A 12,928-nucleotide genomic window follows, 5' to 3' on the forward strand; every position below is an offset into this window, starting at 1 on the left:
GACCGGGACAGGCGGAGAACAAACACCCGCCCCGGCCCCTCCTAAGATGTTTACGACACTAATTTCCGTCGCTGCTCAGGCTTGAGAAACTTCGATAGCTTCCGCCGCTGCCAAGACTCCATCGCGACTATCTGCCCCATGAACAATGAGACGTTGAAGTCCACGGGGCGGTATCTGATACCCGCCTTCCGGAATTCGTTGGCTATGAACAGCATTTCTTTTGGTGAGAACTCACCGCGAGTCCGGTAACGTGAAATCGAATCCCTTACGTCGACATGGTCGGCAAGCTGCCGGAGCCACACCAATCCAGGTTCTGCTCTTGCGGCAATCAACTGCTGTTCGGTTTGGGATACAGGCCGCTTACCACCTATATACATGCCCCGCTCTATGCAGCGACGTTTTTCCGTTTCTATCAACTCCCGCCGCCTTGTTTCGTCATTAACGCACCACGGCGGGTTATCACGCCACAGCCACAGCCTTGCACGTTGCTTGACCGTCAGCGGAAGTGCTTCCGCGTCAGACTCAGTTAGGTCAAGTAGTAGCTCCACCTTGTCATCATTACTGTTGAGCATGACGGCGAAGTCGTAGGGCTCGAATTCGATTTTCCGAGAACGAAATAAGTCGAATAGCTTGACCATCTGACGCGGTGAGAAGCCGTTCCGATCTTCATACCGATAGGAACGCTGCTCATTCTCCGCTAGCTGTGATAAGGCATGGTTTCGACGATCCCGAGTGTATTGCCGGACCAACGCCCGAATCTCTGTGCCATCCATCCAACGGATACAGCAGCTTCCAACCAGTAACGTCCGGTTGATTCCTGGGGTGTCGTTCTCTTCCAGGGGTTCGATTTCAAATTGGTCAACCAATCCTGTATGGCCACACAATTCGCAGAACCTTCCGTGATCCATCACGCCGTGCGATTGCTTCCCTTTGAAGACATAGTTTTCGTAGGTCACCAAATCCCAAACATCGTCCGTGACCCGGAATGGCCAAGGGTGAGTCTCAGCTAGGGGGTTCTCTTTGTCATAAAACGGAACCCATTTCTCCGGTTCGTTCTTGCAACGTGACCACCCGATAGCGATTTGTTTCTTAGGCATCGCGGGCCTCCCGTTGCTTGGACGCCATCCATTCAGCGTAGACTCGTTGCCATACCTTTTGGCGTTGTTCGCGGCGTGCAATAATTTCAGGGTCTACGCGACTGGCACGGTACTTGTAGATTCTCTCTTTGTTGGCCTGAAAATATTGCCGCTGGTACTCTTTGCACTCCGCTGTCTGCTGGTACTTACGCTGACGCTCTCGCTGGCGTTCCTTATTGATTGGGTTGCGGAAGTATTGGCGGGTTAGCTCGCGGTCACGTTCCATTAACTCAGGGTTGCACCAGCGACGGGCTGTTGTTGTGGTCACGCCGAACGTCCCGCCGATGGCGTGATATGTCAGCCCCGTGGCTCTGAGTCGTTTTGCTTCCTCAACCTTTTGTTCTCTCGTCATTGCTGTACTCCAGATAAGTGATGAAAAGTTAGGCCGACTTGGCCTGATGAATCCAGTTGCGAATTGTTGTGATAGGCAGGTCAATTTCGTTCCTGATCTGCGGGGCGGTCATGCCGTTCCTGGACAGTCTCAGAACGAACGCTTTGTGGCGGGCTCTAACCTGCCGGCGGGCTGTCTTTGCCTCAGGTGAAGCGTATTTCTGAACAGTCCGAACGCTGTAGCCAGTGACTTCTGCCGTAGCCGCGTCAGTGAGTCCTTTTGAAATGCAAATATCGATATCGATGTTTGATTTCCGTTGCGGCGTTTTCGGCTTATCCTTACCTGCAAGCCAGCGGTAGAGCGTCATCGCCGGCACGGGCTGGCCGTCTGGCTTTACAATGCGGTGGGCAATCGAATTGATCGTTGAGCCCTTTTCGCTCTTGAGAATATTCAAGGCCTGGGCGATGAGTTCTTCCTTGTTTTGGATCATGCTGCTACCTCCTGTTCTTCAAACTCGACCAACGGGATTGGTTCGTGGATAACTTCATAGGGCCGCATCGACGGATGCGGTCTGTAGATACGGTGGATCGGAACCGCCTTAAGGGCCGGGTATTCTCTGTTGTTCCGGGACCGACGCATTTCGTTGACTTGTTTCAGGAACCGGCGTTGAAGTAGTTCGAGTTCCTCGACCACTGCGGGAACCGGAATGCCGAGTTCGCGGGCGATATCCTCACAGTACGCTGAGAGGCCGAGTCTCACGCCGCCGTCATACTTCCAGCGGAGTTCAAGAATCGCCCGCTGTAGGTCACCACGCACGGCCCCGTAGAATGCCGCGTAGATTGACGCCACAGTGTGCCGTTCGTGTGGCTCCGCGTAGATACGGGGAGTCTTACGATACGCCGGAACCTCGAACTCGGACCTAAGACGGTTGATTCGCAGCCGAACGTCGTGGTCAATTGAGTCATACAGACAAGCGGCGATATTAGGATGGTCATGACGGATTGTGTTCACGCACCGGACGAGTGACGCCAGAGCGGTAGCTATTACTTCCTCCCGCCAGTCAGCGGACAGACGGAACGGGCCGCCAATATTCTCCACCACGCGAACGGCGATGACTGCCGCTCGTAGAATCAATTGGTCTGGGTTGCCGATCCAAGGCAGCAAGTCCGCATGTTTCGGGTTCGGAACAACGGCAGACGACAGGAATGCAACTGGGTCGGTGCAATCCTTGGGGATGAGTGAGGCGAACAGGGCGGCGAGCCCTCTGGGCAACGCCAGTCGGTCGGTGATATAACCTGCCGCCCTCTGATTGTCTTGGTTCACGAGAACGCTCCGCAGCTTGGAATGGGAAACCAAGCGAAGCCATGAACCAAAGAATAGGAATCTGGGAACATAGCATCGCTACGTTCCCGCATTCCAAGCTGACTCAGCAATCATTGCCGAGTGGCGGGGCAGCCTTGCGGCTGCGGTTCGATCCAGACCCTTCCTGGGTCGGCGGTTTTCTTTAGCGACCTTACCGACGGTCGACGTTTAACCCTCTATAGGGTTAAAGTGCCCAGAGACTCGCATCCTGGGTTCCTTTTCAGGAAATCAGGAATATATTCTCCGGCTATGGTTAAGTATATCTCATAAACCCCGAAAGTCAAACGACTTAGGGCGGATTTGGGGGGATATCTGTCTTTGAAAATCGTCATAACCGCTACAGGCGGCACGACCGGCGTCCAAAATGTTACAGATTGAGTTTGACCATTTGGATCAGGCCACACTGGCCGGAGCATTGAAGGAAATTGCTCTGGGAATAACCGACTTGTGAAAACGCCAATACCCCTTAACATTCTTTATTATTCACACTCTCTTTTTCTTATTTTTAATAAGTAATTAGTTACTTATAGTCTATGAAATAGGCAGTATTCTGCTGTTGTCCTGCTGAAATCTCTGTTGAACAGATTGTCAAAAAATCGCTCAGATCGTCAAAATATCATCAAACTCCCAGTCAGGAACCTCACTCAAACGGGGCGATTTCGCAGATTCGGGGTTTGACCTTATTTTCCAAATGGTCAAAGAGGCGGGGATATGGTCAAAAATCTGTCCAGGTTTTAAGCGATTTTGAGCCATCGCCGCGTATAAGCCACCTTGTGGGTGTGTGATCGGGCTCGAAAAGTTCTTAAAAAGAGCACTCAGATTCACAGATGGTCAAACTTTTGAAACAGGACCATTGGAGTCCTATTAGCAAAAAGCCCCCGTTTCACGCATGTCCGTTTTTGCTGTTTGATCTTATTTCCCGCACGCTCTAAAAAGGTCAAATCTGTACAGGTGTACACTAAACACCTGCGTCTATCAGGAAGGGCCACAGCGATTCCGGCCTCTCAGAGGCCGTATCCCGCTCGGAAGGCCCTGAGGCGGGCTCCTGGGGCTCTGAGGGCAACCATTGGGGAACCGCCCTGTTAGGAGTTACGAACCCCAGACTCCCCTTATTTCCGCGTTTTCCACGACTTTTTCGGAAAATTCACGCCGTTTGCGAGTCTCGGCCTTTACGGTCCCGAAAGGCCCGCCCCTAGGCCAGCAGCCGCATAACCGCCGTGGCCGACCATGCTCCACCCCGCCGAGTGCGGAGCCCCCGGCCTGTGAGGTAGTCGGCAATCTCCTGGAGTGACTTCCCCGCCTCCCGCTTCCTCTGGGCAAGGGGCCGGATAGTCTCGGCGAAGGCAGCCGCCTTCCTGGCATTGGCCTTAGCGGCCTCAGGAGCGGTCGCTGCGGCCACAGGGCTCCCAAGACGCACGCCACGGGCCTTGAGGGCAGCCAGAGCGGCCTTAGTGCGGTCGCTGATGGATCGGGCCTCATTCTCGGCAACGCTGGCCAAGACGTGCAAAGTGAGCCGTGACGCATGGGGCGAGTCGCAGGCAGTGAACTCCACTCCAGATTCCATGAGTCCTGAGACGAAATGGACGTTTCGGGCGAGTCGATCCAATTTGGCGATAACCAGTCGAGCCCCAAGCCGCTTAGCTTCGGTGATGGCCTTCGCAATCTCTGGCCGGCTTGACACTTTTCCTGATTCGATTTCCGTGAACGTCGCCACTATCTCACCGCCGTTGGCCTTAGCGAAGTTAGCGACAGCGAACTGTTGGCCTTCAAGTCCAAGGCCACTTGCTTCCTGTTTGCGGGTCGACACTCGATAGTAAGCGATGATCTTCACGGCGGTATCTCCAAGGGTGATACCTCAATTTTACATGATGAAATGTTCGATTCAACTTGTAATGGATAAGAAACTACGAAATAGGGGTGGGGGGTCTACGGCATGGGCGACTTCGCAGCTACCGGCTGCGGTGATTCCAATTTTGCACTTAGTCCATTTCTACGCTTTGCCACCGTATTGTCCCCACAGAGTCCCCACAACGCTCTGTGCCGCGTGCCTCAGTAGTGACTGAGGCAGAATGACCCGGAATCATTACTCAATCACACGGACGCACACAGGCCCTATGTATCAACGGCCCTCATCACTGTCATGGGAAGAGATGAGGCAGTGGGAGCATCGGACGGAAACCACCGAATCAAATTCTCTACCGATACTAAGTCAGTAGGTGACTGAGTCAGTCCAGGAGTTAGCCGGCAACATCACTGACCTGCCACAGTATCAACCGTGTCATGTTCTGTAGAGTCCGATGGTTAGGTGGTTCCTGCCAAGGTCGAGACCTTGGCGGTTCATTGTTAGTCGATATATGGGCTATGGCACTTACTGCCTCAGTGACAGCCTGAGGCATGGGGTAATGGTGACTGTTCCTGAGTCCCTGATTCCTGAGAGGCCATAGGGCCTTAATGGGGGTGTGGAATTGTTGGGTTTGTGGGTCAGTTGTGATTCGTGGTGTAGGTAGATGGTGAATCAGGTGAGTGTGTGGTTATTGGTTTGTTGTTTTTGTGGTTGTGTGAATCAATGGCCCGCCCGATTTTTAGAAAAACTACAACGCCCGTGAATCGGCCCTGTTTGGGTGTTGTTAGATCGGAATCAATGGGTCAAACGTCCCGTGGTGGAAAAGTGATAGATGTATCGTATTTACCGGATGGTGGGGTTGTTCGCAGACAGGAAGGGGTGGGAGGGTGATTGTAGGGGTGATGAGGATTGTGACGGATAATAGCCGCCCCCGTGCCGTATGAACTCAGACCGATGCGGTTTTAGAACCCAGAACCCTACACCCCGGTGGGAGGGTAAATCGTGCCAATGAATCGGGGGTGTGAGGGACTGCGAGTAGTAGACTTGGGCATGACGCCTACAGAATTCAAACGCTGGCTCAACGCTCAAATTCAAGAGATCGAACCGCATATCGGCGAGCCGCCTACGCCGGCGTATGCCGACGTAGTGGCCACTGCGAAAGCCTACGCATACTTACTAGGGCTGCATGACTTCGCTCTGAGCCTGCCCGATTCGGAGCTAGGGAAAACTCCGCTAACAGCGGCCAATCAACTACGTCGCTGCCTAGCTGCCCTGGAAACGCCAACACCCCCAGTAGACGGGGCAGCGATGAGCGTTGCTCAGGCTGCTGGCCTACTAGGGGTGTCGAAAGAGACTGTCTATAAACTCTGTGCGGAAGGCGATCTATCGCACAACCGCATCGGAACCCGAATCACTATCACGCCTGACCAGTTAGCGGAGTATCGCCAACTCCAGGCAAGATAATCGGCAGCGACTTCACAGCGTCTTTTAGGTACTGCTGATCCTTGGTTAGATGCTGGTAGTTCCTAATCAGGGTGGCGGGGTCTTGATGCCCCATCAGGATACTGGCGGTAGTCGAGTCCATTCCGCTCTTGAGGGCATTGGTCGCCCAACTGTGCCGTAGTGTCGTCGCACACAGTGCCGGTATCTCACACTTGTCTTTGAGTAACCGGAAGCGACAACGGACACTGTTGGCATTCCAGGGGATGCCCCCCAGATTGCGGAACAGTGGGCCATTCGGGTTCACTTTAATCAGCCGGTTGATGATCTTCTTACCAGCGTCGTTCAAGTAGATGACCCGAACGTGCTTCTTGCCCTTGGCCTCAGAGGCAGGGAGGGTAATCGTTCCGCCATCAACGTGACGACGTTCGATGATCCTGATTTCCATTGCCCGACAGCCGGTCAGCCACAGGAAGTTCAGGTAGTCCCGGAACTCCTGATCGGTAACGTGAGACATTACCTGTTTGAACTGCTCTGGCGTCAGCACCAGTTCGCGGGGCTTGCGGGCTGGCTTATCCATCCCCAGCAATGGGTTCCCTTTGATATACCGTTTCTGCATACCCCAGTGGATCGCACGGGCCACGGCCTTCATTAGGTCGCTTTTCGTGGTCGACGAACAATGGGAGAATTTGAGTTCAATCCACCGCTCTACGTCTCTGGGGTGGAGGGAAGTAACCCGCTTACCGCCAACGTGAACCTGGAAGGATTCCAGATAGCGTTTGTAGAACGCATGGGTTCCCTCGGAACGGTTAGCTTCCGTCCACTCCAGGAACCGCCGGAACAGGTTCTTAACGGTCAGTTGCTCGGCGGGAACGTCCCCCCGCTCTGACAGTATCTCGACGTACTTCTGGAACGCCGAATCGTATGAAGCGTCGGGATCGGCTACCCGGACATTTTCACGCCCGATGGTCGTGTACCACGGCCCTTTTCCGCCCCGCCGCCAAGGCCCTTTTCGTCGTCTTCCCATAGCAGTAACCTCCAGTGGAAACATAGGTCATTGGAGGCGACCCCGATTATTTACTGTCGGATTTACTGCACTGGGGGTATTAGGCTACGTTCCGGTCCGCTTTTGGCGACGTGTTGAAACACGTCTCAAGTGCGTTTGAGCCTATAAAAATAGGGGAATCACGGTGTCCCGTGATTCCCCCATCAAGTCGGGCCGACAGGATTCGAACCTGCGACCTTTTGACCCCCAGTCAAACGCGCTACCAGCCTGCGCTACGGCCCGAACTTTTCTAGAAATCCCTCGACCGGCCGGCTCGCAGATCCAGCTAGCGAAGGACGGCCCAGCACGGAATGCCGGGCGGCGTGTAGTCCGGCTAGTTTATCAGCGGCCCGGTTTGCCGGCAATGGAGGGCTGCCGGCGGGTGTTTTCGCCGTCGCGGGGCGATTACAATCGGTCCATGCCTCAAGCGGCCTCTTTTCCGAGGTAACTTTTAGATAACTGCCTCGCACCGGCCGTTCACTCGCCTTCGATTCGCCCCGGAGCCGTCCATCATGCGTCGCCCCGTTCGCTTGCGCGTTTGCTTCCTGCTTGGCCTCCTGTCACTCCCCGCCGCCCGCGGCGACGACAAGATCGACTTCGCCACGCAGATTCAGCCGATTCTGGTCGCCAAGTGCGCCGGCTGTCATGGGGAGAAGAAGGCAGCCGCGAAGCTGCGGCTTGACTCGGCCGACCAGATCAACGCCTTTGGCGAGAAGGACCATCTGCTCGTCGCCGGCAAGCCGGATGAAAGCGAACTGTATCAACGGCTCGTCCTGCCGGCCGACGACAAGAAGCGGATGCCCAAGGGCCCCGATCCGCTCCCCGAAGCCGAGGTCGCGCTGATCAAGAAGTGGATCGAGCAAGGCGCCGTCCTGGCCGTGGCCGCCGCGGCGACGCCAGCCCCCGCTCCTGCGGACGCCCCGATGGCTGCTGACGAAGCCGCGAAGCAGAAGGCGGCCGAGGAAGCCAAGGCGGCGGAGGCGGCGCTGAAGGCTGCTGACGAAGCGGAACTTGCCAAGGTGACGGCCGCGCCGGCTGAGGCGATCGAGAAGGTGAAGCAAGCCGGCGGCAGCGTAATGCCGCTCTACGGCGAGAGTCCGCTGCTGCAAGTTAGCTTTGCCCGTTCCGATTCCCCTGCAGGCGACGCGGCCCTCGCCTCCCTCGCAGGCGTTGCCGACCAAGTGGTGTGGCTCGACCTGAGCGGCGCCCAAGCGACCGGCGCCGGCTGGGGACAAGTGGCGGCGCTGAAGAACCTCAATCGCCTCCATCTCGAAAAGTCTAGCGTCGACGACGCGAGCCTCGCCGCGATCGCGGCATTGCCGCGGGTTGAGTACCTCAACCTCTACGCCACCGGCGTTACCGACGCGGGGCTCGAGCACCTGAAGGCCGCCAAGCGGCTGCGGAAGCTGTACCTGTGGCAAACAAAGGTTGGCTACGATCCCGCGATGGCGATGCAGACGGCCGCGCCCGGCCTCGAAGTGAACCTCGGCTGGGATCACCCCGGCGTCGTCAAGGCGCGTCTGACGAAGGAACTCGAAACCGCCAAGAAGTCGGTCGAGGAATCGACCGCCAAGGCGACCGAAGCCCAGAAGACGCTTGAAGCAGCCAACGCCGAGAAGACGGCGGCCGAAGCGAAGCTGAAAGAAGTCGACGACCAACTGAAGGCGCTCGAAGCGCCGCCGGTCGCCGAGGCGACGCCGCCGGCAGCAGAAGCGGCCGCTCCAGCGCCGGCTGCGGAAGCCGCGCCTGCGGCCGAAGCGAAGCCCGCGGAACAAGCCGCAGCCAAGTAGTCGCCACGGCTCGGCGCCTGTATTGACTAGCCCCGGGCTCCGCCCGGGGGTCGGCTACCACTCTAGTAGGCTACGTCGCGCGTTGTGCTACCCCCGGGCGGAGCCCGGGGCTAAGAGGGACGCACACCTCCCCACGACTGCGCGTTATATGCCGCCGATCCCCCGCGGGGGATGGTGAGCGTCGTCCACTGCTCGCCCGCCCAGTGCCGCGCTAGGATCACAATTTGCCCCACATGGTACGAGGCATGCGCCAGCGACCGCTGAATCGCCAGCGGCACGGAGTGGGGCTCGCCTCGAACAGCGACTGTTCGCTCCAAATCGGTCGGCGAGAGCGCCGCCAACGTCGTGAACAGTTGGTTCCAAGCCGCGTCCCACCCGGCAAGCAGTTCTGCGCGTCCGACGTTCGCATCGACAAACTCTCGGTCGCGGTTCCGCCACGGCTTTTCGCCGTCGCTCGTTAGGAAGTCGGTCCAGCGCGACGCGAGATTCCCCGACAGGTGCTGCACAATCAGAGCGATCGAGTTTGTCTCGGCGTCGAGCGTGCGGTGGAGCGCCTCGTCGCTCACTTGCACGATGGCCCGGTCGGCCAGCGACTTGTGGTATTGAAACGATAGCTGCGTTGCTTCCAACCAATGCAACGCGACGGCGGATGAATCCATTTCGACCTCGACGATGCTCGGCGTTGCACAACGGCTCAGCGTTGTTCAACGCGTGTTTCACGACGCGCCAATCGAGAGCAATCAAGCCTGCGACGAGCGCCCGCGGCGCGAGCCTGCCAGCGTCGTCAACGCAAACAGCATGGCTCCGCATCCTGCAGGCTCCGGCACGCTCGCCGGAACCGCGCTTCCAAACCGCGTTCCAAACGCCGTTCGCCACGAGACGAGATCTCGCCCGTTGACGAAACCATCGCCGTTGGCATCGCCGGCGCCGTTGTTCACTTGGCCGCTGAGCCCGCTGTTGCGCTGCCAGATCAGGAAGTCCGCCCCGTCGACGACGCCGTTGTAGTCGAAATCGGCCGGCCCCGCGCTCGCCGCATAGGCGGTCACGTAACTCGACGCACGCCAGTAACCATAGCCGCTATTATCGCCGGGACGAATGCCGTCGATCTGATACTCGACGGTATGCCGCTTTCCAGGGGTCAGGTACTGGGTAACGTCGACCTGAATCGGATCGACGTCGTCGCCAGGAATCCAACCGGCGCGATCGAGGTCCGATGACCAGACGTCGCCCCAGCGGCCCGAGGTCGGATTCACGCTGCGGAAGTTACGCCCGTCAGTCCGCCACGGGATGCCCTGCCAGACTTGAGTGCCGTCGATGAAGATGCGGTGGGTCCGCTGCGTGAACTCATCGCCGCCGTTGCCGTCGCTCGCGTGGCCCGAGGGAAGGTAGTTAAGAATCACTTTGCCAACTGAATTCGGCACGCCGATGAAGCTCATCGAATTCCGCCCGTTGGGATACTCCCCCGCCCGCCAGTCTTGGTCGTTCATCAGCGGCCGGCCCCATATAGGAGCGCGATTCGCCGTTTCATCCGTTATGGTCAAACTGAAGTCGAGGGTACGTGCGGCCTGCACCCAAGTATCGACGAAGGCTCTGATTTTGAGTTGTCCGTTCCGCAAGGTGGGAATCAGCGCGGTGATGTCTTGCTGGTGAGTCGTCGTGCCGCCAAACGCCGTAATGAACTTGTGCAGTTCCACATCTCCCGCGGCAGTGGAGACATAAATGTTGCCCGCGCGGTCCCAGGCGTCGCTTCCTGCGGTGAGTTTCAGATTCGTCGTGACGCGCGAGAACGGACCGAGTTCCGGGAGCGTAATTGTCCGTTCGATGATCCGGCCGTTATCGAGAATCGACACGCCTGGTTGCGCGTTCCAACTGGCGTTGCCGCCGAATTGGATGCCGGCGTTTTTGAAAATGTCGATCGTCGTCTGCGCCGCGTCAGCCGTTGCCGACCATGTCGATCCGATAGCTGCCGCGATCAGCGCGAAGAGCTTCGCGCGAGTCTTCCTGTGAAGTCTCATGTGCCGCCTCTGCCTGCTGAAGAGATGCCTGTTCCGAGGCTGCATTTTAGCTGGCATCGCTCGACGTTGCATCACGTCGTTGTGGCTCAATTGGCTTTGCGATCGGTTGCCATTCGCGCTCGTTCAAGCAACGCTAGCGGCATCGATTGCAGCCCCGGGCTAGGCTCGACAGCTGGCTTGGCGTTCCTCAGACGACGACTTCGCCCGTCGTCGCCGTCAGTTCGCGGAACAACTGCTGCAATTTCGCGAGCACCGGCCGCTCGTTCGATCGGCCAATCGCGCGGCCATCGACTTCGAGAACCGGCGTCAGCTCGCCCATCGTGCCGGTGCAGAAGGCTTCGTCCGCCCGGTAGAGTTCCGCTAGGCTGAAATCGCCCGCGCGATACGTGATGCCGTGCTCAGCGCACAATTGCAGCACCACCGACCGTGTAATCCCTTCGGGGCAGGCCGCGGTCGTCGGCGTCTGCACGACTCCATCCGCGACGAAGAAAATGTGCGTTGCATTCGTCTCGGCGATGAAGCCGCGGCCATCAAGCATCAACGCATCGTCGGCGCCGGCGGCGTTCGCCTGGATCTTCGCGAGAATCGAGTTCAGCAAATTGTTGTGGTGAATCTTCGGATCGAGCACATCGGGCCCCGGCCGGCGATAGCCCGACGTGATCAGCCGAATCCCCGACTGGTCGTAGACTGGCAGCTTGAACTCAGCGAGCACAATGAGCGTCGGCCCAGCTTGGTTCAGCCGGACATCCATCCCGCTGGTAATTTTCACGCCTCGCGTCAGCGTCAGACGAATGTGCACGCCGTCCTGCATCTGGTTCGCGGCGAGCGTGCGGCGAATCTCCGCGATGATTTCCTCGTGCGACGGAATCTGCGCGAACGCCAGCGCCTGGGCCGAGTGAACGAGTCGATCGAGATGCGCGCGCAGCTTGAAGATCCGCCCGTTGTAGAGCCGCAGCCCTTCCCAGACGGCGTCGCCTCCTTGCACTGCGGAATCAAACGGACTGATCCCCGCCTCGTCGCGATGAACCAGTCGGCCGTTGACGTTCACTTGCAAGTTGCGGTTGCGTTCGTCGTACTTCTGCAGCATGGCGCGATCCTGAAAAACAGTTAGCTCTCGAAACTCCAAAAACTCAACGCAGTCGATGCGTGTAAAGTTGCTGATAAAGCCGCTCGCACTCGGCCAAGACGCCCGCCAGTCGCTCCGGCACGTCGACGCCCTTCGACTTGTATGGCGCGAATGTCGTTGTCTCGTACACCTTCGCGTACCAGAATGGCGCCCAAGCGCCGTCGGTGTCGCGCGGCCCCGGCGCCCACTTGAGCATTTCCTCGCGAAACGGCACGTCGACCGCGTCGCAGAGCAGTGCGAGCATCCGCCGCGGGTTCCGCAACACGTCGGCCGCGTCGAGCACCGGCGGCGTCAGCCCCGTGCGCTGCCGCACGCGCTCGAACAGCGCCGCCTGCTGCGGCAGGCCAGTGTCTTCGACGCGGGGATCGGGCAGAAACTCCAAAAGCGACGTGAGCATCTCGCGCGGATCGCGAATCAGAAAGGCGCTGGTGAGCCCGTCGATCCACTCCAACTCCACCTCAGGCAGCAGGTGGTGGGCCATCTGCTTCTGGTAGAAAATCGGCCGCTCCTGCGGAATGGGCCCGGTGAGCCAGCGGATGACGCTCAAGAGTTCCGCGTCATGGTTGGCAAGCGTTTCGTCGTAGCCAGGATGCCGTCGGTCGGCCGTCCTCGTGAGGTAGTGGGCGTAAAGCGGTTCGTCGCACACCACGGCGTCGGCCCGGCTCCCCCAGGAGCGCATCATCGCCGTGGAAATGTTCCGCGGTCCCGACCACATGGCCAAACGAAGCGACATGCGTTCACCCCAAACCAATTTGCGCAACGAAAAGCGGCAGACATTGACGACTAGCGAAACTCAACCGGCAAGTCGAGCGACGGCGAGATCCGACCATTCGTCATTCG

Annotated in this window: 12 protein-coding genes and 1 tRNA gene; 2 read left to right on the plus strand and 11 right to left on the minus strand. The window is 58.2% G+C overall.

Annotated elements, in window-relative coordinates; all coding sequences use genetic code 11:
- Nucleotides 1-50 precede the first annotated feature (50 nt).
- From ACQY7R_RS11875 to ACQY7R_RS11895, 5 genes are all read right to left on the minus strand, one after another.
- Complete coding sequence (locus ACQY7R_RS11875) at nt 51-1,097, minus strand: hypothetical protein (RefSeq protein ID WP_428305816.1); 1,047 nt, start codon at nt 1,095-1,097, stop codon at nt 51-53.
- On the minus strand, nt 1,090-1,488 hold the full coding sequence (locus ACQY7R_RS11880; RefSeq protein ID WP_428305817.1) for a hypothetical protein: 399 nt from the start codon (nt 1,486-1,488) through the stop codon (nt 1,090-1,092). Before ACQY7R_RS11880 ends, ACQY7R_RS11875 begins: the two co-directional genes overlap by 8 nt.
- Nucleotides 1,489-1,516: 28 nt before the next feature.
- Nucleotides 1,517-1,957, minus strand: a complete 441-nt coding sequence (locus ACQY7R_RS11885) for a hypothetical protein (RefSeq protein WP_428305818.1) — start codon at nt 1,955-1,957, stop codon at nt 1,517-1,519.
- A complete protein-coding gene (locus tag ACQY7R_RS11890; RefSeq protein WP_428305819.1) occupies nt 1,954-2,790 on the minus strand; it encodes a hypothetical protein in 837 nt (278 codons plus the stop codon). The genes ACQY7R_RS11885 and ACQY7R_RS11890 overlap by 4 nt, the downstream gene beginning before the upstream one ends.
- A 1,231-nt stretch (nt 2,791-4,021) precedes the next feature.
- A complete protein-coding gene (locus ACQY7R_RS11895; protein ID WP_428305820.1) occupies nt 4,022-4,660 on the minus strand; it encodes a recombinase family protein in 639 nt (212 codons plus the stop codon).
- A 1,320-nt stretch (nt 4,661-5,980) separates the two neighbouring features.
- On the opposite strand from ACQY7R_RS11895, the gene ACQY7R_RS11900 reads away from it, so the two are divergent.
- Complete coding sequence (locus ACQY7R_RS11900; protein ID WP_428308892.1) at nt 5,981-6,136, plus strand: helix-turn-helix domain-containing protein; 156 nt, start codon at nt 5,981-5,983, stop codon at nt 6,134-6,136.
- On the opposite strand, the gene ACQY7R_RS11905 is transcribed toward ACQY7R_RS11900, so the two are convergent.
- Nucleotides 6,090-7,139, minus strand: a complete 1,050-nt coding sequence (locus tag ACQY7R_RS11905; protein WP_428305821.1) for a tyrosine-type recombinase/integrase — start codon at nt 7,137-7,139, stop codon at nt 6,090-6,092. The genes ACQY7R_RS11900 and ACQY7R_RS11905 overlap by 47 nt on opposite strands.
- A 187-nt stretch (nt 7,140-7,326) precedes the next feature.
- Nucleotides 7,327-7,400: transfer RNA gene (locus ACQY7R_RS11910), tRNA-Pro, on the minus strand.
- A gap of 269 nt (nt 7,401-7,669) precedes the next feature.
- Here ACQY7R_RS11910 and ACQY7R_RS11915 point away from each other — a divergent pair.
- Nucleotides 7,670-8,947 carry a c-type cytochrome domain-containing protein gene (locus ACQY7R_RS11915; RefSeq protein ID WP_428305822.1) on the plus strand — a complete coding sequence of 426 codons (1,278 nt, stop codon included), beginning with the start codon at nt 7,670-7,672 and terminating at the stop codon, nt 8,945-8,947.
- A 110-nt stretch (nt 8,948-9,057) separates the two neighbouring features.
- Here ACQY7R_RS11915 and ACQY7R_RS11920 read toward each other — a convergent pair whose 3' ends face one another.
- From ACQY7R_RS11920 to ACQY7R_RS11935, 4 genes are all read right to left on the minus strand, one after another.
- On the minus strand, nt 9,058-9,606 hold the full coding sequence (locus ACQY7R_RS11920) for a DUF1572 family protein (RefSeq protein WP_428305823.1): 549 nt from the start codon (nt 9,604-9,606) through the stop codon (nt 9,058-9,060).
- Nucleotides 9,607-9,687: 81 nt separating this feature from the next.
- Nucleotides 9,688-10,962 (minus strand): peptide-N-glycosidase F-related protein, encoded by a 1,275-nt coding sequence (locus ACQY7R_RS11925; protein ID WP_428305824.1) that lies wholly within the window; start codon nt 10,960-10,962, stop codon nt 9,688-9,690.
- Nucleotides 10,963-11,149: 187 nt separating this feature from the next.
- Entirely contained in the window at nt 11,150-12,049 is a 900-nt protein-coding gene (locus ACQY7R_RS11930) for an aminotransferase class IV (protein WP_428305825.1), read from the minus strand.
- 43 nt (nt 12,050-12,092) lie between these two features.
- The gene (locus ACQY7R_RS11935; protein ID WP_428305826.1) at nt 12,093-12,821 is read right to left on the minus strand and encodes a hypothetical protein; all 729 of its coding nucleotides are present in this window, start codon (nt 12,819-12,821) and stop codon (nt 12,093-12,095) included.
- Nucleotides 12,822-12,928 lie beyond the last annotated feature (107 nt).

It is taken from the genome of Lacipirellula sp. (genome assembly GCF_965279485.1).
Classification (GTDB): domain Bacteria; phylum Planctomycetota; class Planctomycetia; order Pirellulales; family Lacipirellulaceae; genus Lacipirellula.

What these genes read in the sequence shown, in the direction of transcription:
- ACQY7R_RS11875 (WP_428305816.1), bottom strand. Translation starts at nt 1,097, where the DNA reads ATGCCTAAGAAACAAATCGCTATCGGGTGGTCACGTTGCAAGAACGAA.
- ACQY7R_RS11930 (WP_428305825.1), bottom strand. Translation starts at nt 12,049, where the DNA reads ATGCTGCAGAAGTACGACGAACGCAACCGCAACTTGCAAGTGAACGTC.
- ACQY7R_RS11915 (WP_428305822.1), top strand. Translation starts at nt 7,670, where the DNA reads ATGCGTCGCCCCGTTCGCTTGCGCGTTTGCTTCCTGCTTGGCCTCCTG.
- ACQY7R_RS11925 (WP_428305824.1), bottom strand. Translation starts at nt 10,962, where the DNA reads ATGAGACTTCACAGGAAGACTCGCGCGAAGCTCTTCGCGCTGATCGCG.
- ACQY7R_RS11920 (WP_428305823.1), bottom strand. Translation starts at nt 9,606, where the DNA reads ATGGATTCATCCGCCGTCGCGTTGCATTGGTTGGAAGCAACGCAGCTA.
- ACQY7R_RS11880 (WP_428305817.1), bottom strand. Translation starts at nt 1,488, where the DNA reads ATGACGAGAGAACAAAAGGTTGAGGAAGCAAAACGACTCAGAGCCACG.
- ACQY7R_RS11885 (WP_428305818.1), bottom strand. Translation starts at nt 1,957, where the DNA reads ATGATCCAAAACAAGGAAGAACTCATCGCCCAGGCCTTGAATATTCTC.
- ACQY7R_RS11905 (WP_428305821.1), bottom strand. Translation starts at nt 7,139, where the DNA reads ATGGGAAGACGACGAAAAGGGCCTTGGCGGCGGGGCGGAAAAGGGCCG.
- ACQY7R_RS11900 (WP_428308892.1), top strand. Translation starts at nt 5,981, where the DNA reads ATGAGCGTTGCTCAGGCTGCTGGCCTACTAGGGGTGTCGAAAGAGACT.
- ACQY7R_RS11935 (WP_428305826.1), bottom strand. Translation starts at nt 12,821, where the DNA reads ATGTCGCTTCGTTTGGCCATGTGGTCGGGACCGCGGAACATTTCCACG.